The sequence below is a fragment of the Xanthomonas sp. MLO165 genome, from assembly GCF_018831305.1.
GTDB classification, from domain to species: Bacteria; Pseudomonadota; Gammaproteobacteria; order Xanthomonadales; family Xanthomonadaceae; genus Xanthomonas; species Xanthomonas arboricola.
This window is the reverse complement of record NZ_CP029263.1, coordinates 4,659,403-4,676,904: the sequence shown is the minus strand read 5'-3', so window position 1 is coordinate 4,676,904 and position 17,502 is coordinate 4,659,403. Positions and strand designations below refer to the sequence as shown.

The following is a 17,502-nucleotide window of genomic DNA, read 5'->3' as shown; positions in this document are numbered from 1 at the left end:
GTGCTGCCAAGCCCCTTAGTGGCGTGCACCCGCATGGCGTCGTGGCGCGGTGGGATCTTGCGCGCTAGCCGAGGAAGGACAGGGCGTGGGTCAGCGAGCGGTCGGTCTGCAGATCCAGCAGGCGGCCGTGTGCGTCATGCAACAGCAGGTGGCCGGGCTGCTCGCGCACCTTGACCGCGATGCCCGCAGGCCAGTCCAGCGACGCCACGATGCCGCCGTCATGGTGGCGCACCAGGAAATAGCGCGCGCCGTGCGGCCAATGCAAGCCAACCAGGAATCCCAGTTCAAGCGCCACCACGCTCGATCCATCCGGCGCGCCGGATGCGTCGCTGCGGTGATGCAACCGGCACTGACGGGCGTTGCCGAGGTGCTGGTAGTGCAGGCAGATGTCGCCATCGGGATCGGTGCGCACATCCGCTTGCTGCACGCTGCCGAGCCGATGCGCGAGCACTGGCGTTTGCGGGTCCACGCGCAGGGGATCGCGCGCCTTGAGGCGTCTCTCGGGCAGGCTGTAGGTCCAGTCCTCCAGCTGCTCGCGGGCCTGCACCAGATACACCTCGCAATCGCTGAAGAATCCCGCCGCAATCACCGGGCCAGGCAGGTCGCCGACATGCCACAGCACGCTGTGCAGATCCTTGTCGGTATCGACGACCAGCAGCCGGTTGTCGACCACGATGCTCCAGCCGATTCCGCTGTAGCTGGGCGCGGCGTATTGCAGCGCGATCTGGCCAAGGTCGCGCATCGCGTGGGTGATCAGATCCAGCCGATGGACGGTGGACACGCGCTCGCGGGGGGCGATTGCCAGGGCGACCTGTCCGCTATCGGCGATGACGACTCCGAATGCAGGCGCCGGGTAGCGCCGCAGCAGGCGCCCGTGCGCGTCCACCACCGCCGCACCGGCTTCGCCCAGGGCCAGCAGATAGCGGCGATCCGGGAGTGCGGCCACGTCGTGGATGGCCGCCAGGCCGGCCTGCGGTGCCTGCAGGTGCACGGTGGTGGCGCCCTCCCATAGCCTGGATTGGCTGGTCGCGGCGCGTGGTTTGAAGGCTGGGATATCGGCGCTGAGCAGGGGGTCCTTGGCCAGCTTCAGCAGCGTGGTCAGATCACCGACGGACAGGCTGTTGCGTGCGAACGCATGATCGGCGGCGATCGCCGGCAGCAGCTGCCGCGCCAGCTGTTGCAGCGAGCGGTTGGGGGAAGCATCCACCAGCAGCGCCGCTGCCATTTCACTGCGCGGTGCGGCGTCGGCCGTGGGGTCTGCAAGCGCGGCGATGCGCTCGGCATAGTGTTCCAGCGTGTCCGGCAACAGCTGCGCGCGCTTGACCAGGGCGCGTGCGCGCAGCGTGCTGCCGGCCTGTTCGGCGGCCAGCAGCCACTGCGCGGCCTGATTGCGCGCCGCGTGCAATGGCCACACCGCGTCCACGGCGGCCAGCCAGTCGCCGGCCTGCACCAGTGCCTGGCCCCATTCCAGCCGCAGCGCGTCGGCCAGTGCGCGGTCGGTGCCGTGCAGCAGCTGGATTGCCGCGGCGAAGGCGCCATCGCGGCGCGCGACCTGCACGGCGCGTGCATGATCGCCGGCCAGCATCAGCAGCCGGATGATCATCGCCGCCGGCATGTCCCAGCCCAGCGCCAGCTCTGCGGCCTGTGTGTAACGGGCGTGCTTGACCAGATAGTCGAGCGCCTCGTGGCGCGCATTGAGCAATTCGGCCAGGACGAACACCGCACGATCGATCTGCCCCTCGCGGTCCAGGCGCGCGAAGGCGCTGCGATAGGTCGCGCGCAGATGCGCCTGCAGGTCTTCGCCCAGACCGATGCGGGTGCCGGCGCCGCGCGTGCGCGACAAGCTCAGGTCGCTGCGCCGCTGTGGCACCCCGAACGCCTGCCCCAAGGACTCGCCCACGCCATCGAGCGGCGGCGCATTGCGCAAGGCTTCGTCCAGATCGCCGTTCTCGAACTGGCGCAGCATCCGGCGCATGTAGGCACCCTGGCGATGTCCGACCAGGCCGGCCAGCCGCGAGGCAACCAGTGCGCGGGCAAGCCGCGTGCGCCAGGCCGAGACCGCTGCTGCGTCCCGGCGTGCCGGCACGTGCGTGCGCTGCCCGGTGGCTGCGGATCGGTTCGATGCCGGCGCATGCGCGCTGCCCAGCGTGCGCTGAGCGCGCGCCAGCAGGCGTTGCCACAGCGTGCTGTTCTGCACCTCGGGGCGCTGCGTCTTCAGCGCGCGGAGGAACGCATCGCGCTCTGCGCTGGCTGGCGGGACGGCATCGCCCAGCAGTTGCCGCAGCGGTTTGCCGCGCAGCCGGTCCACCTCCAGCGGTGGCGCGCTCGGGCTGCAGTCGTAGGGCGTGTGCAGCGGGTAGCCGGTCATGTCGATCGCCTCGGCAGGATCCAGCGGTAGCGCCTGGTGCCACTGCAGCGCGATCACCTGGGCGCCATGTACCAGACCGATATCGGCGGGGGGCAACTGCGCCGCCTCGGCGGCGGTCAACGCGCCGGAAAACAGGCCGCCATGCGCCTGGCACAGCGCCAGGCCGGGCGCCTGCTCGCAGACCAGCGCACACGGCGCGGCGAAGCACAGCACATCGCCGTCGGCGAAGCGCAGCGCCCGGCTGCCCGGTTGCCAGGCGCGTACGAGCCTGGCCAGGCGTTGCTCCGGGCCGAGCCACGCCGCCGAGAACCACAACGCCGATACCATCTGGCTGCCGTGCCATAGCGGGTACCGCACGCTGCCGCCAGCGTTGTCCGTGCGCGCGGGGCTAGTCATGGCCGGGTTGCTCTGCCTGGCCTTGCACGACCATCAACGGGGTCAGGCCGCCATCGCCCAGGATCCAGGCCTGCCCCTGCAGGGTGACCAGGGCGACCCGCGCGCCATCGCTGGACACCGCCGCAGCGCTGATCTCGCTGGCGGCGCGATGCAGTGTCCGGCGCCCGGTGGCGCCGATGGCGAGCAGTGCGCGACGATCGGCGCGCAGCACCAGCAGCAGGCTGTGTTGCGGCGCGTCGGGGTCGCCGATCAGGCCGATCGCCCTGTCGCCGGACGCCACGATCGCCTCGAATTCCTGGAAGCCATCGGCCGGCCCCCCGTGCAGTACACGGTAGGCCAGCGAGCGGTCGCCGCCGGCCTGGCGGCTTACCAGTTCCAGGGCGATGGCGCCACGCCATTGGCCCTCCTGGACCAGGTTGCGCAGCAACACGACCGGCGGACGCGACCCCAGCGCCAGCTGCAGGACGAGGTCCTGCTTGCCGGTGCGATGCAGGCGCAGCAGCCGCAGTTCGCCCGCGACATGGGTGGCGTAGATCGCGTGCTCGGCATCGCCTTGCGCCAGCGCCACCACCTGCCCGGCGATCTCGCTGCCGTGCGCAACCCGCTGCCGCTGGGCGCTATCGCGCGTCCACGACATCAGCCGGCCGTGCTGGTCCCACAGCAGGAACCGCTGCGGCTGGCCGCCGCTGTTGAGCCACACGCACGGACGCAGCCGCACCTGGCCGGGTACGGGGCAGATGCTCTGACCGCCAGCCTCGATGGAGCGGGGCATGCCATCGAGATTCCAGCACTCGGCCTGCTGACCGATCGCGACGATGCCGCCCACGTGCTTGTTCTGCGCCGCAAGGCACAGCAGCTGTCCGCCCTGCGTCCATTGGTGATAGCGCGGCGCCGCCCGTTTGACGCTGTCGGCGGGCTGCACCTTCACCATCGCGCTGCGGTAGCCGTCTGCCAGCAGCAACGCGACATGGCTGCCGTCCGGGCTGAACAGCGGTGCGTGGCGCAGCGAGAACTTGCCCTTGACCACGTGTTTTGCGGCGTCGGCCTCGGCGGGGCGTTGGGTGTCGATGAAGTGCCCGCGCAGCAGCTGCGTGGCGGCCATGCTGGCAGGCACCGGCAACAGGCTGCTGCGGGTGCCGTGGCGCGTCTGCAGCCCCACCTGCAGATGCGCATCGGCTGCAGGCGCGATGCTGGCCTGGTGGTGGAACGGTGCTGCGCGCACCGGTTGCGCACCGATCCACCAGCACTCGTTGGTGGTCGGCGTGGCGGTTGCCAACTGCGTGGCCCAGGCGTGCGCGTGCTGCGTGCCGGTCGCCTCGAAGGTGCGGCCCTGCAGCAGCTGTTGCAGCCGGGCGGGGCTGTCGGCGTCGTGCAGCTCGCCGGGCAGATGCGCCAGGCCCCAGACCAGGCGCGCATTGGCCGCCTGCGCACGGCGTGCCAGCAGGATCCACAACGCGATCTGTGCCAGGCGCGGTGCGCCCCATTGCGCCGGGCCGGCATCGAAGATCGCCACCAGGCGCGCATCGCGCGTGCGGGTCTGCATCCGGGGCACCAGGAACAGGTGCTCGGCGTGTGCGGCGCGGCGCAGGAATTCCTCCGGCAGTGCGTCTGCCAGGGCCCACTCGCTCAGCAGCAGGTGCTCGTAGCTGCCGCGCCGACGCAGATCGTCGATGCCGTCCGGCTCGCTGTCGCCGTCTTGGCGGCGCAGGCGACTGGCGCGGCCGAGCAAGGGGTCCAGGCGCACCAACCAGGGACCGAGCTGGGCGGCGATCTGCGGGTCGAACCAGTCCAGCCACAGCCGCCAGGGCTGTAACGGTGCAGGCATCTGCAGCACGGCGCTCACGCGGCTTCCCAGCGCTGACGGATCTGCGCCACGACCTCGGCACGCGCCGGCAGCAACCGATGCAGCGGCAGCACCAGTGCCGGTGAGCGCAGCAGCAACAGCGGCTGCGCCCCGTGCTGGCGGCGCAGCGCACGCTCCAGCAGTTCCAGCGGCAGGTCGGGACGTTCGGCGGTGGGCAACCACAGGCCGGTGGTGTCCGCGCGCGGCGCCACGTACTGCACGCCGTCGGCCCAGGGGAGCTGCGGCGCAGGGCCGGTCAGCAGCAAGGCCTGCGCGGTGGCGGTGACCAGCAAGCCCGCGCCGTCGGACAGGCGCGCCCATGCCGCCAGCAACCCGCGTGCGGCATCGCCCACGCCGATCACCCCCTGCGGGGCGACCGGCACCGGCTCGTCCTGCCACGACCAGTTCACGCGCCGTTGCCAATCTGCTCGATCAGGCGCGTGCGTTCGTGGGCCAGCTCGGCCGGCAGCGAGGCGGCCGTGAAGTTGGCATCGATCTCGCGCAGCAAGGCTTCGGCCATGGTGCGCACGGCGGGATTGTGCTGATCCTGCAGGCAGCACTGGGCGGCCTCCACCAGCCGGGCAGTGCGCGAGAGCGGTTGCAGGGCGGCCTGTTCGACGGCCGCGCGCAAGGTGGGATTGGTGGCGGCGGCCAGGGTGCCGCGCAGCAGGTCGCGTGCGCTGGCTTGCTGCTCGCGGGTCGGCAGCACATAGAACAGCGGCCACAGATCGGCCTCGCTGGCCTGGGTGCGTCCGGCCAGCACGCAGGCGGCGGCGATCAGCCGCTGGGTCTTGACCAGGCGACGATCCGACAGCTGCACGCCTGCGCCGCGCAATGTCCGGATCGCTGCGGCGAGCGCCGTGCGTGCGCCATCCATGTCCACCGCACGTGCCTGTTCGCACAACAGGTCCAGGTCGGCCAGCCCGGCGACCGGCTGCAGCGGCGCACGCTCGGCCTGCCATCCGCCGGACAGCAGCGCTTCGAGCTGATGGTCCGCCACCGGGTCGACGAACAGATGCAGCAGGAAGCGGTCGCTGAAGGCCGCCAGCGCATCGTCGTCCGGCAGCGCGTTGGCCGCGCCCACGCACAGGCGCAACGGGCAGTGCAGGTCGGTCTGGCCACGCCGGAAGCGGCGTTCGTTGAGCAGCCCGAGCAAGGTGTTGAGGATGGCGGTGGAACCCAGGAAGACTTCGTCGAGGAAGGCGATGTCCGCCTCGGGCAACATCCCGGTCACGTCGATCTGCACGCTGCCCTCGCGCAATTTGCGCAGGTCCACCGGGCCGAACAATTCTGCCGGTTCGGTGAAGCGGCCCAGCAGATATTCGAAATAGCGACCGCCCAGTGCGGCGGCGACGCGCCGCACGACCGCGCTCTTGGCGGTGCCCGGCGGGCCGATGATCAGCAGATGTTCCTGCGCCACCGCTGCGAGCACGATCAATTCGGCCAGCTGATCGCGCTCGATCAATCCGGTCGTGGCGGCCTGGACGGTGGCGCGAATGCGCGCGGCGGCGGGATGGGCGTGCATGCGATCGGTCCTTCGAGCAAAACGTGCGGCGCGGTGCAGGCACCGGCGACCGCCTGTGGAACGGGTGATGAAGCGGTGGCGCATGGCATTAACGAGGCTGCCACGAGCGTGCGGGTATCCTGTGCGCTCACCGAGCCAGGGAGGCAATGCAATGACGATCGGCGAGTATTCGGAATTCTATCGCGGCAAGCGCGTGGTGGACTTCAGTGTGGACCAGCCCGCCAGCGGCGGCGACGTTGTGTACCGGCTGCGCCAGGACTACGAAGGCGAAGGCAGCCAGGCGGAGTTGCTCGACAGCCTGCTGGCGCAGGTCGACCCGGCCAGTATCCAGGCATTGATCATCGGCCCCTGGCGCGAATCCTATGAGGAAGGCCCCAGCGGCTATCTGCAGCGGCTGATCGAACGCCGCGACGAACTGACCGCGCTGCGCGCGCTGTTCGTCGGCGACATGGTCTGCGAGGACTGCGAGGTGTCGTGGATCATCCAGACCGACTACACCCCGCTGCTGGCCGCATTTCCGGCGCTGCAATCGCTGCGCGTGCGCGGTTCGTCCAAATTGGCGCTGACCCCGTTCACGCATACACAGCTGCAGGAACTGGCGATCGAATGCGGTGGGCTGCCGTCAGCCATCGTGCAGGCGATCGCCGACTCCACGCTGCCGGCGCTGCAGCACCTGGAGCTCTGGCTGGGCGTGGAGGATTACGGCTACGACGGCGATCTGGGCACCTATCAGCGGCTGCTGGCAGCCATCCGCCCGGAGCGTCTGCGCTATCTGGGCCTGCGCAATGCAGCCAACACCGACGAACTGGCGAGCTGGCTGGCCACCCAGCCGTGGCTGGGCAGCCTGGACACGCTGGACTTGTCGCTGGGCACCATCGGCGATGTCGGCGCGCGGGCCCTGGTCGAAAGCACGCAACTGGGCCAGCTGCAGCGGATCGATCTGAGCCATCACTACATTTCTGCCGACTGGCAGGCCCGTCTGACGACGTTGCCGGTCACGGTGATCCTGGAAGACCCCGAAGAGGAAGAAGAAGACGAGCGCTACGTCGCTGTCTCCGAATGACGTGAGCGCGCATTGGGTCTTGGTGGGGCCACGGGACAGCCGCAGGGTTGCCGCCCTGCAGCAGGCATTGCAGGCGCAGGGCCAGCCTGCGGCCAAGGTGTTCGATTATCTGCAGCTGCTGGACACCACAGCGCCGTTGCAGGACTGGCTGGCGCGGCATCCGGCCGCGCTGGTCAAGCTGGAATCGCCGGGCGAGGCGCCGGGGTTGCATCAGGCGCTGATCGTGCGCGGTTGGCAGTGTCTGGGCCGGCCTGGGCCGGCACCTGCGCCATTGGCGCATGGCGAACTGGCGCATCAGCATCTGTGGCATGCGGGGTTTGCGGACCTGTTTGCGACCTTGCCGGCGGCGCGCTATCTGAATCCACCGGCGGATCTGCTGGCAATGACCGACAAGCTTGGCTGCCAGCAGCGCCTGGCTGCGGCAGGTGTCACCGTGCCTGCCCTGCTGGGCACGGTCGACAGCTACGCCGGCCTGCGCGAACGCCTGCAGGCGAGCGGCTGCAACCAGGCATTTCTCAAGCCGCGCTACGGATCGTCCGGCGCGGGGGTGCTGGCGTATCGCTGGCACCGCGATGGGCGCCAGATCGCCAGCGGCTCGGCCGAGCTGGTGGTGCAGGGCGGCCAGGTGCGGGTGTTCAACGCATTGCGCCAGCGCCGCTATACCCGCACCGAGGAGATCGCGCCGCTGGTGGATGCGATCGCCGCGCAGGGCGCTTACCTGGAGCGGTGGATTCCCAAGCCGCGCGCGCCCGGCCTGCCCGGCTATCACTACGACCTGCGCGTGATCGCGTTCGACGGTGCGGCGCGGCAGCGTGTGGCGCGTGCCAGCCGCGGCCCGCTGACCAATCTGCACCTGGGCAACCGGCGCCTGCCGGCGCAGGCCTGGCAGCGTGCCGACGTGGATGCGGCGGTCGCCAGCACCGTGGCGCAGGCGGCCAGCGCGTTTGCCGACTGTCGCATGATCGGTTTCGACCTGATCCAGCGCGCCGGGCGCTGCCATGTGCTGGAAGCCAACGGCTTTGGCGACCTGCTGCCGCAGCTGCGCTGGCAGGGGCGCACGACTTACGAGGATCAGGCAGCACTTTGCGCCGCCGTCGGCAGCGTCGCCGACACCGATTGCGAGAACCGCCTGCATGGTTGAGACGCTGCCGGACATGCACGCCATCGTCGGTGCGTACGACATCGTGCTGATCACCTTGGATACGCTGCGCTACGACGCTGCGCAGCGCTGTTTTGCACGGGGCGAGCTGCCGGTGCTGGCGCCGTACCTGCCGGCCGGTGGCTGGGAGCGGCGGCACACGCCGGGCAGCTTTACCTACGCGGCCCACATGGCCTTTTTCGCCGGGTTTTTACCGACCCCTGCGCGCCAGGGCCCGCACCCGCGCCTGTTCGCGCTGGCCTTCGACGGCAGCGAGACCATCGTCGCGCAGACCCAGGTGTTCGCCGACAGCGGCGATATCGTCGATGGGCTGTCGCGCTGCGGGTATCACACGCTGTGCATCGGTGGCACCGGCTTCTTCAACAAGGCCAACGCGCTCGGTGCGCAGTTGCCCGGCCTGTTCGGCGAGAGCCACTGGTCGCCGGCGTTTGGCGTCGCTGCCGCCGATTCGACCGAGCGCCAGGTCGCCCTGGCCTGCGCACGCCTGGGCGATCCCGCCCTGCGCGATACCCGCTGTTTTCTCTTCATCAACGTCTCGGCCCTGCATCAGCCCAATTGCCATTACCTCCCCGGTGCGGTACGCGACGACTTCGACAGCCACTGCGCCGCGCTGCGCTATGTGGATGCGGCGCTGGCGCCGTTGTTTGCCGCACTGCGTGCGCGTGGTGGCGCGTTTGCCATCGTCTGTTCCGATCACGGCACGGCCTACGGCGAGGATGGCTACCATGGCCATCGCCTGGCCCACGAGGTGGTGATGACCGTGCCTTATGCCCATTTCCTGGTGACCCCATGAGCCTGCCTTCGTTGGCCGAGTTGCTGCGCCAGCCGCCCTATCAGGCCTATTCGTACTCGTATCCGCACAAGACCAGTTACCGGCCGCTGCAGCCGGCCGTGCCGTTGTCGCAGGTCTGGGCCGACGAACCCCGGCAGGCGCTGTTTCTGTACCTGCATATCCCGTTCTGCTCGTACCGCTGCGGGTTCTGCAACCTGTTCGCGCTGGCACGCCCGGCAGCGGCGCAGGTGGAGGCCTATCTGCTGCAGATGGAGCAGCAATTGCGCGCCACCGTGCAGGCCTTGGGCACGCACCGCTTCGTGCGCTTTGCGATGGGCGGCGGCACGCCGAGCTATCTGACTCCTCCGCAATTGCAGCGCGTGTTCGACATGGTGGCGCGGCACGCGACGATTGCGCTGGACACCATTCCGGCCGGCATCGAGGTCTCGCCGGAAACCGTGGATGCCGAGCGGCTGCGGGTCTGCCGGCAGGCTGGGATCGATCGCGTCAGCATGGGCATCCAGAGTTTCAGCGCCGCCGAAGTGAGCGCACTGGTGCGGCCGCAGCAGCGCGACACGGTGGAGCGGGCGATCGCCACCATTCGCGCCCAGGACATCCCGACGCTGAATCTGGATCTGATCTACGGCATCGCCGGGCAGACCGTGGACAGCTTCCTGGCCTCCATCGATAGCGCACTGCGGCATGCGCCCGAAGAGCTGTATCTGTATCCGCTGTACGTGCGGCCGATGACCGGCCTCGGCCGGATCGAGGCCAAGAGCGGCGGGCGACGCAGCTTCATGCTGCACCCAGAGCCGCTGGACGAGCGCCTGGTGCTGTACCGGGCCGGACGCGATCATCTGCTGGCGGCCGGCTACACGCAGGTCTCGATGCGCATGTTCCGCGCCCCGCATGCGCGCGATGGCGACGCGCCGGTGTACTGCTGCCAGAGCGATGGCATGGTGGGCATCGGCTGCGGCGCGCGCTCGTATACCGCCGGCCTGCATTACTCCAGCGAATACGGTGTCAGCCGGCGCTCGGTGGCGGAGATCCTCGATCACTACCTGGCGCGCGATCCGGCCAGCTTCGCCTGCGCCGACTACGGCATCGCGCTGGATGCCGACGATGTCATGCGGCGGCATGCGATCCAGTCGTTGCTGGTGTTCCCGGGGCTGGACCGGGACGACTTCCGTCAGCGCTTCGGCCTGGATTGCCTGCAGGCCTTGCCGCAGCTGCAGGAGTTGCTGGCGCTGGGGCTGGCGCAGCAGCACGGAGCACTGTTGTCGCTCACCGCCGCAGGCATGGAGCGGGCCGACACCATCGGCCCGTGGCTGACCTCTGCGCCGATTGTCGAGCGCATGCAGCAGTACCAGGTCGGGTAAGCGGCCGATGCATCTGTCATTGCTCTATCGGGGACGGCTGAGCAGCTGCAATTACGCCTGCGATTACTGCCCGTTCGCCAAGACCTACGACAGCCCCGCCGCGCTGCGCCGCGATGCGCAGGATCTGGCGCGGTTCGTCGGCTGGGCGCAGGCACAGACGCGGCCGTTGTCGATCCTGTTCACGCCCTGGGGCGAGGGTCTGGTGCGGCGGCATTACCGCGACGCGATGGTGCAGCTGAGCCAGTTGCCGCAGCTGCGCCGCGTGGCGATCCAGACCAACCTGTGCACGGGCATGCGCTGGCTGGACGCGGCCAATCTCGACCGCCTGGCGCTGTGGTGCACCTACCATCCCAGCCAGGTGACGCGCGCGGCCTTCCTGCGACGCTGCCAGGCATTGCGCGAACGCGGCGTGCGCCACAGCGTGGGCATGGTCGCCTCGCACGCGCACATGGACGAGATCGAGGCGCTACGTGCTGCACTGCCTGCCGCCACGCCGATGTGGCTCAACGCCTTCGATCCGCGCCCGCCGAACTACTACACGCCCGAGCAAGTGCAGCGTTTGAGCCGGATCGATCCGCATTTCGGCTACAACCTCGCCCCGCCGCCCAGCTTCGGCGCGCCCTGCCTGACCGGCGAGTCGGTGCTGTCGGTGGATGGCGATGGCACCGTGCGGCGCTGCCACTTCGTCGCTACGCCGCTGGGCAATCTCTACGACGGCAGTTTCGCCGCGCAGCTGCGTGCCCGCAGCTGCCCCAATACGCGGTGCGATTGCTTCATCGGCTATGTGCATCGGCCGGACCTGCCGTTCCAGGCCGACTATGCGGGCGGCGTGCTGGAACGGGTGCCGGCGACGGTGTGATCCCTCAGTGCCGAGCGGTGACTTGCCCGGAGCGGCTCGCACCGTGGCGGGCAGTTGTCAGGGACGGCGCGCAGTTACCGCAGTGCACGCGCGGGCCGTGCCGCACCAGGCATTGGCCGCGTGCGACTGGCGGCGGGGCGAGCGCTTCGCTTCCTGCGCTTACTCGCCCAGGCGGGTAAGCAGCGCGGTCACCTGCTCGCGCAGTTCCTGCAGCTGCTCTTCCAGGCTCTGCACGCGCGCTTCCAGGGCAGCGCTGTCGGCGCCGCGCGGCGTGCTCTCGCGCGTGGCAGCTGCGGCCTGCAGTGCGTCCAGATCCAGCTCGCCGCTGAGCAGATGCATGTAGCGGTCCTCGCGCTGGCCGCTGGCGCGCGGCAGTTGCACCGCCAGGCTGCGCTGGATGAGCCGGTCCAGATGGTGGCGCACGTCGTCGGCATCGTTGAAGCGCGCCAACCGCTCGCTGCGCGCGAACAGTTCGCCCAGGGTTTGCGGGCCGCGCAACAGCAGCAGGCCGATCAGGGCCACCTGCTGGCGGGTCAGGTCCAGCACGCTGCCCAGCCGGTGCTCGTAACGCTCGGCGCGCGAGGAGAACTGCTGGCGGACCAGCCCCAGGGTTTCGAGTTGACGCAGGGCGTGATGCACCACGCCGGTCTGCAGGTTCAGCACCGGCTCGCGTGCGGTCTTCTGGTTGGCGGCCACCTGCGCGGCGTTGACCGTGAGCGGATACGCATCCGGCGTGGTCGCCTCTTTTTCGATCAGGCAGCCGAGCACGCGGGCCTGGGCGGTATCGAGGACGGGCGGGGAAGGTGCATCTGTCATGGGGGCGACTCCGGGGCAATCAGCGCACAAGCATATGCCGATCCTGCATTGGCGTTCTTCAGACCGCGATCCCGTGCAGGGCAGCCAGAGCGGCAACGGGATCGAAGCGGCCGTCAGTCGTCGCAGGCGCATGAGGCACGCGTGCAACGCCAGCAAATCCCACGGTGGCCACGTCGCCGTGCGTGCGCACGTGTCGCTGCCCGCAGCACTGCTGTCGGCCGGAGCGGGCGGGGCGGCGCGAACCCGCTAAAATCGCGGTCTTCATTGCCGCTCCTGTCCTGGTGGATGCCATGCGCCCCTCGCTTTACGCCCCGTTGTCCCTGCTCGCCTGCACCGCGCTGGCCCTGAGCGCCTGCAAACCCGGCGACAAGGAGCTCGCGCAGCGCGCGCAGGACGCCGCCGTGTCCGCCAATGCGGCCGCCGGCGCCGCCGCAGCCAAGACCGCCACGCCGCCCGCAGCCGCCACCGTGCCGGCTGGCGACGACAACCTCAACGCAGTGTTGTGGATGCAGCGCTCGGAGGAATACCGCGCCGTGGCCGAGCAGACCTACCGCGCCGCTGCCGACAAGCTGGACGCGGCGCTGAAGCAGCCCAACTGGGACGCGCTGGTGCCCGAGGAACGCGGCAATGCCGCCACCGGGCTGAAGCCGGCGGTGGTGCTGGACGTGGACGAGACGGTGCTGGACAACTCGCCGTACCAGGCGCGCCTGCTGCGCGACGGCAAGGAATACGACGAGCTGAGTTGGGACCAGTGGGTGGCGGAGAAGAAGGCCACCGCGATCCCGGGCGTGGTGGATTTCGCCAAGGCCGCCAACGCCCGCGGCATCACCCTGGTCTACATCTCCAACCGCGCCGTGCACCTCAAGGACGCCACGCTTGCCAACCTGCGCAGCGTCGGGCTGCCGGTGGCCGATGACAGCGTGTTTCTGGGCCTTGGCACCGTGGTCCAGGGCTGCGAGCAGAACGGCAGCGAGAAGAACTGCCGGCGCCAGTTGGCCGGCCAGAAGTACCGCGTGCTGATGCAGTTCGGCGACCAGTTGGGCGACTTCGTGCAGGTCACCGCCAACACCGGCCAGGCGCGTGGCGCGCTGCTGCAGCAGTACCACGACTGGTTCGGCGAGCGCTGGTGGATGCTGCCCAACCCCAGCTACGGCGGCTGGGAGCCGGCGCAGTTCAACAACGATTACGCCCAGCCCTGGCAGCAGCGCCACGATGCCAAGCGCGCCGCGCTGGAGGTGGCCCGATGAGCCGCGCCCCGTTGCCGCTGGCCGCGCATGAGCGGTTGATCTTTGCGCTGGATGTGCCCGGCCACGACGAGGCGATCGCCTGGGTCGACCGCCTGGGCGAGTCGGTGTCCTTCTACAAGATCGGCATGGAGCTGCTGGCCTCTGGCGAGTACTTCCAGGTGCTCGACGCCCTGGCCAGGCGCGACAAGCGCGTGTTCGTGGACCTGAAGTTCTTCGACATCCCGGCCACCGTGGCCGGCACCATCCGCCGCCTGGCGCAGTGGCCGGTGAGCTATTGCACCGTGCACGGCTGGCACGCCGGCATGCTGCAGGCCGCCGCCGAGGCCAACCACGGCGACATGCGCCTGCTGGCGGTGACCGTGCTGACCTCGATGGGCCGGCCGGACCTGGCGGCGATGGGCATCGACCGCGAACCGGTGGAGGTGGTGGTGGAGCGCGCGCTGGCCGCGCAGGCCGCCGGCATCGACGGGGTGATCGCCTCCGGCCAGGAGGCCGGCCGGATCCGCAGCGCCACCGGCGCAGGGTTTTCGATCGTCTGCCCCGGCATCCGCCCCGGCGGCCCGGTCGGCGACGATCAGCAACGTACCGTGGGTGTGGCGCAGGCCTTCCACGATGGCGCCGACGCCATCGTGGTCGGCCGGCCGATCCGCCTGGCTGGCGATCCGGCCGCTGCGGCGAATGCGATCCAGGCCGAGATTCGTACTGCATTGGGGCAACGTCACGAGTAAGGCGGCTGCGGTTTCTTGCGACCTCGCAAGATGCGAAATGCGATAGCCAGTCAACTCAGGTAGGGAAATCACCCACCTGGGGTGGGGTATTGCCTGCTGGTGAGGATTACGTGAAAACGTAATTCTTTATCGGCAGGCGACCTAGACGGTGACCATCGTCTGCAAGGATGCGCATGTGCGCGATGTTTGCGCCATATCGCCCAAGGACGGTACTACCGCAGCGTCTCGCGCTGCCGGTCGCTGCCGATATGGGACACCGGTTTCGGATAGCAGTGTCATGCGTGATCTTTTTCGGCCGCTAACTGCGGTGGTGCTTTGTATTGGCCTTGGCGCCTGTTCTCTCGTCGCCAACGTGCCTGAGTTGTTCCGCTACAACGAACCCACCGACGGTCAACGAACGCGTCTGCGCATCGTCGGCGATGACGGTAATACCGTCATCTACCCTGGGACCACGTGCGACCGTGCCAACGTGCCGGGATTTGGCAGAGCTGCTCGCGCGCTGGTGTTCGGTGGGCAGGATCTGGGCATGCCGCGCTTGAGCGATACACCCAAACATCCCTTGGAATTGGCTGTGCGGGCAGGTGAACCCATGGTGGTGGGTTTCAGTGCCGGTGCTGTAGCCAGTCAGACGTGTCCCAAAGCGCCGCCAGGCTATCGAATGGTCTGCAATGCCCCGATCGGTCACGGGCCGACTTGCGCAACCACGCGCAGTTTCGTGCCGGAATCGGGTATCGATTACGAGGCGCACGTGGATTTCGGTGCGGGCCGCTGCCGGCTCGATGTGTATGCCCTGACAAAGCGTAACGACGGTACGACCGAACGCCGCGCCATTGCCGCCGCGTTACCCAGCTGCCCCGCCACCTCAAAGGAATGATTGCCATGGCACATGTCCGTTTAATCTCCATTTGCCTGGGCGCCGCACTGCTCAGCGCCTGCGCAACGGCTCCAAAACCCAAGGCGATCGTCGCCGAGCCGATCCAGCCACCATTGACCGTAGTCGCGTCGAAAGATATCTATCGCAAGACCACCGGGTTGCGTGTCGTGCATCGCTCGCACACCGCAAAGGCAACCAGCCTGAAAGTCATGCAGGGAATCTTCGGGGCGATGAGCACCGGCGGAAACATTACGGCATTTAAGAAGGAGGATCTGCTCGGTGACCCGAATGAGGATCTGGTAGATCCTTCAATCAAGGAACTCCCGCGCGCGCTGGAAGAACAACTGCGCAGTTATGCGCTGGCGCATCCTGCGGCCACGCCGCCCGCGCAGTTTGTGATCCGTCCCGCTACATGGGCATTGATCTACACTTCGTTGTCGGATTCGCAGACGCCCTACCAATTGCACCTTTCATTGGATATGGAAGCGCGTGCTCCGGACCGCGACGGCCAGCGCCAGGCAACGGTCACACAACGCTGCAATCCGGCACCCATTGAGTTGTCACTGGCCGACTGGCAAGCGGCAGACTACGCCAAGGTGAAGCAGGTGGGTGCTGATTACGTTGCTCAGTGCAGCGAAGAGTTCGCACGCAACTTCCCGACCTTGTTTCACGAGACCGCAGCGGTCGCTGCTTCTGACTAATCAATGAGTTACGTAGATATTATTAAAGTGTTGCTTTAACGTTAAAGCCTGCGTACGATGCCCCTCGTCCGATGTCAGTCGGAAGCTGTGCCACTCATTGTCCACCGGGCTTGTCCCGGTTTTCGAAGGGATCGGGCCTTGTGCCCGGTCCTTTTTTTTGCCTGCCGATCGGTGCTTGCAGCGACTGCGTCGGCGGTGCCGTCGCTCAACGCGGCGCCGCTGCCTTGCAGTAGCGATCGATGAACTGCTGGTGGGTCGGCATGACGTCCACGCAGTGGCCGATGGTCTGCGCCACGCTGGCCAGGAAGCGTTCGGCGTCGTGATCGGGTACCTGGTCCACCAGCGGGTGGTAGCCCCGCGGCAGGATGCCCTGGCCGACCATCACCTGCACCCAGCTGATCTCGGCGAACATCTCCTCGGCATTGCGGTAGAAGCGCCCGCTGTCGCGAAACAGGTCCAGCGTGGTCTGCAGCTCCGGGGTGATCGGCATCGTGCGGCAGTGGCGCCAGAACGCGCTGTCGTCGCGCTCGGTGGCGTGGTAATGCAGCACCAGGAAATCGCGGATGCGGTCGAACTCGAACGCCAGCCGGTCGTTGTAGCGCTGCACCAGCACCGGGCTGATGCCCTCGCGTGGAAACAGCTCCAGCAGCCGGGAAATGCCGGCCTGGATCAGATGGATGCTGGTCGATTCCAGCGGTTCCAGGAAGCCGCTGGCCAGGCCCAGCGCCACCACATTGCGGTTCCAGAACTGCTTGCGCCGGCCGGTGGTGAAGCGCAGCGGGCGCGGGTCGGCCAGCGGCTTGCCGTCCAGGTTGGCGAGCAGCGTGGCGGCGGCTTCGTCGTCGCTGATGTGCGCGCTGGAGTACACATAGCCGTTGCCGGTGCGGTGCTGCAGCGGGATGCGCCACTGCCAGCCGGCCGCGCGCGCGGTGGAGCGCGTATACGGCGTGGGCGGGCCGACGTTTTCGCTCGGCACCGCCAGGGCGCGGTCGCAGGGCAGCCAATGGGTGAAGTCGTGGTAGCCGGTGTGCAGCGCTTCTTCGATCAACAGCCCACGGAAGCCGGAGCAGTCGATGAACAGGTCGCCGCTGACGACCTGCCCGGAGGCCAGCTGCAGCGATTGCACGTGGCCGCTATCCGCATGCAGCTGCACCTGCTCGACCAGGCCTTCGATACGGGTGACGCCGCGCTGTTCGGCGTAAGTGCGCAAGAAGCGCGCGTACTGCGTGGCATCGAAGTGATACGCGTAGGCGATATTGGCCAGCGGCGAATTGGCCGGCACATCGCCGGCCGAGGTCATGAACTTGCCGCGCACCGCGGCCACGGTGTTGAGCGTATAGGCGCCCAGCGGCTGCGCCTTGCCGCGCGCGTGCTGCTTGATCCAGTACTGGTGGAACGGCAGCAGCCCGAGCGGGTGCCCAATCTGGGTGCCGAAGCCATGGATGTACGACGTGCCGGGCCGCTGCCAGTCGACGAACTCGATGCCGAGCTTGAAGCTGCCCTGGGTCTGGCGGACGAACTCGGCTTCATCGATGCCGAGCAGGTTATTGAAGGCCTTGATGTGCGGCACGGTGGCCTCGCCGACGCCGACGGTGCCGAGCTGTTCGGACTCGATCAGCTGCACCTTGAAGCCGGGGCCGAGCACGCGCGCGAACGCCGCGGCGGCCATCCAGCCGGCGGTGCCACCGCCGACGATGACGATATTGCGGAGGGGAGCGGGGATCATGCCTGTGTGTTCCTGGGCAAAGATGGCGGACGGACAAACGAACGGG

At 68.5% G+C, this 17,502-nt stretch carries 16 protein-coding genes; 9 read left to right on the top strand and 7 right to left on the bottom strand.

Features of this window, described 5'->3' with window-relative positions:
* Positions 1-64: 64 nt before the first annotated feature.
* From DGN21_RS19635 to DGN21_RS19620, 4 genes are read right to left on the bottom strand one after another with little or no spacing between them, the layout of a single operon-like run.
* Entirely contained in the window at positions 65-2,764 is a 2,700-nt protein-coding gene (locus DGN21_RS19635) for a bpX6 domain-containing protein (protein WP_215825037.1), read from the bottom strand.
* Positions 2,757-4,607, bottom strand: coding sequence for a hypothetical protein (locus DGN21_RS19630; protein ID WP_184551931.1), 1,851 nt, complete (start codon positions 4,605-4,607; stop codon positions 2,757-2,759). The genes DGN21_RS19635 and DGN21_RS19630 overlap by 8 nt, the downstream gene beginning before the upstream one ends.
* Positions 4,604-5,017 (bottom strand): hypothetical protein, encoded by a 414-nt coding sequence (locus tag DGN21_RS19625; RefSeq protein WP_039520913.1) that lies wholly within the window; start codon positions 5,015-5,017, stop codon positions 4,604-4,606. The genes DGN21_RS19630 and DGN21_RS19625 overlap by 4 nt, the downstream gene beginning before the upstream one ends.
* On the bottom strand, positions 5,014-6,132 hold the full coding sequence (locus DGN21_RS19620) for an AAA family ATPase (RefSeq protein WP_184551930.1): 1,119 nt from the start codon (positions 6,130-6,132) through the stop codon (positions 5,014-5,016). Before DGN21_RS19620 ends, DGN21_RS19625 begins: the two co-directional genes overlap by 4 nt.
* 151 nt (positions 6,133-6,283) lie before the next feature.
* Here DGN21_RS19620 and DGN21_RS19615 point away from each other — a divergent pair, with 151 nt between their 5' ends.
* The 5 genes from DGN21_RS19615 to DGN21_RS19595 are packed head-to-tail and all read left to right on the top strand — an operon-like array spanning position 6,284 to position 11,364.
* Entirely contained in the window at positions 6,284-7,195 is a 912-nt protein-coding gene (locus DGN21_RS19615; RefSeq protein ID WP_039520906.1) for an STM4015 family protein, read from the top strand.
* 19 nt (positions 7,196-7,214) lie between these two features.
* Positions 7,215-8,336, top strand: a complete 1,122-nt coding sequence (locus tag DGN21_RS19610; protein ID WP_126966974.1) for an STM4014 family protein — start codon at positions 7,215-7,217, stop codon at positions 8,334-8,336.
* A complete protein-coding gene (locus DGN21_RS19605; RefSeq protein WP_046345134.1) occupies positions 8,329-9,147 on the top strand; it encodes an STM4013/SEN3800 family hydrolase in 819 nt (272 codons plus the stop codon). The genes DGN21_RS19610 and DGN21_RS19605 overlap by 8 nt, the downstream gene beginning before the upstream one ends.
* Positions 9,144-10,505 carry an STM4012 family radical SAM protein gene (locus tag DGN21_RS19600; protein ID WP_126966961.1) on the top strand — a complete coding sequence of 454 codons (1,362 nt, stop codon included), beginning with the start codon at positions 9,144-9,146 and terminating at the stop codon, positions 10,503-10,505. The genes DGN21_RS19605 and DGN21_RS19600 overlap by 4 nt, the downstream gene beginning before the upstream one ends.
* A gap of 7 nt (positions 10,506-10,512) precedes the next feature.
* Positions 10,513-11,364: an STM4011 family radical SAM protein gene (locus DGN21_RS19595; protein ID WP_024937646.1), complete on the top strand. Its 852-nt coding sequence runs from the start codon at positions 10,513-10,515 to the stop codon at positions 11,362-11,364.
* Between the two features lie 159 nt (positions 11,365-11,523).
* Here the strand turns inward: DGN21_RS19595 and DGN21_RS19590 are convergent, their stop codons facing one another.
* Together DGN21_RS19590 and DGN21_RS19585 are read right to left on the bottom strand one after the other, a co-directional pair.
* Positions 11,524-12,180, bottom strand: a complete 657-nt coding sequence (locus DGN21_RS19590) for a DUF480 domain-containing protein (protein WP_046345133.1) — start codon at positions 12,178-12,180, stop codon at positions 11,524-11,526.
* A gap of 58 nt (positions 12,181-12,238) precedes the next feature.
* Complete coding sequence (locus DGN21_RS19585; protein ID WP_126966960.1) at positions 12,239-12,445, bottom strand: hypothetical protein; 207 nt, start codon at positions 12,443-12,445, stop codon at positions 12,239-12,241.
* A 16-nt stretch (positions 12,446-12,461) separates the two neighbouring features.
* Between DGN21_RS19585 and DGN21_RS19580 the strand changes: the two genes are divergently transcribed.
* The 4 genes from DGN21_RS19580 to DGN21_RS19565 all read left to right on the top strand — a co-directional run bounded on the left by DGN21_RS19580 (position 12,462) and on the right by DGN21_RS19565 (position 15,730).
* Positions 12,462-13,427, top strand: a complete 966-nt coding sequence (locus DGN21_RS19580; RefSeq protein WP_024937644.1) for a 5'-nucleotidase, lipoprotein e(P4) family — start codon at positions 12,462-12,464, stop codon at positions 13,425-13,427.
* Positions 13,424-14,155, top strand: coding sequence for an orotidine-5'-phosphate decarboxylase (pyrF, locus tag DGN21_RS19575; RefSeq protein WP_126966959.1), 732 nt, complete (start codon positions 13,424-13,426; stop codon positions 14,153-14,155). Before DGN21_RS19580 ends, pyrF begins: the two co-directional genes overlap by 4 nt.
* Positions 14,156-14,432: 277 nt before the next feature.
* The gene (locus DGN21_RS19570; RefSeq protein WP_126966958.1) at positions 14,433-15,029 is read left to right on the top strand and encodes a hypothetical protein; all 597 of its coding nucleotides are present in this window, start codon (positions 14,433-14,435) and stop codon (positions 15,027-15,029) included.
* Between the two features lie 5 nt (positions 15,030-15,034).
* Positions 15,035-15,730 carry a hypothetical protein gene (locus tag DGN21_RS19565; RefSeq protein WP_126966957.1) on the top strand — a complete coding sequence of 232 codons (696 nt, stop codon included), beginning with the start codon at positions 15,035-15,037 and terminating at the stop codon, positions 15,728-15,730.
* 205 nt (positions 15,731-15,935) lie between these two features.
* Here the strand turns inward: DGN21_RS19565 and DGN21_RS19560 are convergent, their stop codons facing one another.
* Positions 15,936-17,456, bottom strand: coding sequence for a tryptophan halogenase family protein (locus DGN21_RS19560; protein WP_047130137.1), 1,521 nt, complete (start codon positions 17,454-17,456; stop codon positions 15,936-15,938).
* Positions 17,457-17,502: the final 46 nt, after the last annotated feature.

What these genes read in the sequence shown, in the direction of transcription:
- DGN21_RS19635 (WP_215825037.1), bottom strand. Translation starts at nt 2,764, where the DNA reads ATGACTAGCCCCGCGCGCACGGACAACGCTGGCGGCAGCGTGCGGTAC.
- DGN21_RS19620 (WP_184551930.1), bottom strand. Translation starts at nt 6,132, where the DNA reads ATGCACGCCCATCCCGCCGCCGCGCGCATTCGCGCCACCGTCCAGGCC.
- DGN21_RS19615 (WP_039520906.1), top strand. Translation starts at nt 6,284, where the DNA reads ATGACGATCGGCGAGTATTCGGAATTCTATCGCGGCAAGCGCGTGGTG.
- DGN21_RS19605 (WP_046345134.1), top strand. Translation starts at nt 8,329, where the DNA reads ATGGTTGAGACGCTGCCGGACATGCACGCCATCGTCGGTGCGTACGAC.
- DGN21_RS19600 (WP_126966961.1), top strand. Translation starts at nt 9,144, where the DNA reads ATGAGCCTGCCTTCGTTGGCCGAGTTGCTGCGCCAGCCGCCCTATCAG.
- DGN21_RS19595 (WP_024937646.1), top strand. Translation starts at nt 10,513, where the DNA reads ATGCATCTGTCATTGCTCTATCGGGGACGGCTGAGCAGCTGCAATTAC.
- DGN21_RS19590 (WP_046345133.1), bottom strand. Translation starts at nt 12,180, where the DNA reads ATGACAGATGCACCTTCCCCGCCCGTCCTCGATACCGCCCAGGCCCGC.
- DGN21_RS19585 (WP_126966960.1), bottom strand. Translation starts at nt 12,445, where the DNA reads ATGAAGACCGCGATTTTAGCGGGTTCGCGCCGCCCCGCCCGCTCCGGC.
- pyrF (WP_126966959.1), top strand. Translation starts at nt 13,424, where the DNA reads ATGAGCCGCGCCCCGTTGCCGCTGGCCGCGCATGAGCGGTTGATCTTT.
- DGN21_RS19570 (WP_126966958.1), top strand. Translation starts at nt 14,433, where the DNA reads ATGCGTGATCTTTTTCGGCCGCTAACTGCGGTGGTGCTTTGTATTGGC.
- DGN21_RS19565 (WP_126966957.1), top strand. Translation starts at nt 15,035, where the DNA reads ATGGCACATGTCCGTTTAATCTCCATTTGCCTGGGCGCCGCACTGCTC.
- DGN21_RS19560 (WP_047130137.1), bottom strand. Translation starts at nt 17,456, where the DNA reads ATGATCCCCGCTCCCCTCCGCAATATCGTCATCGTCGGCGGTGGCACC.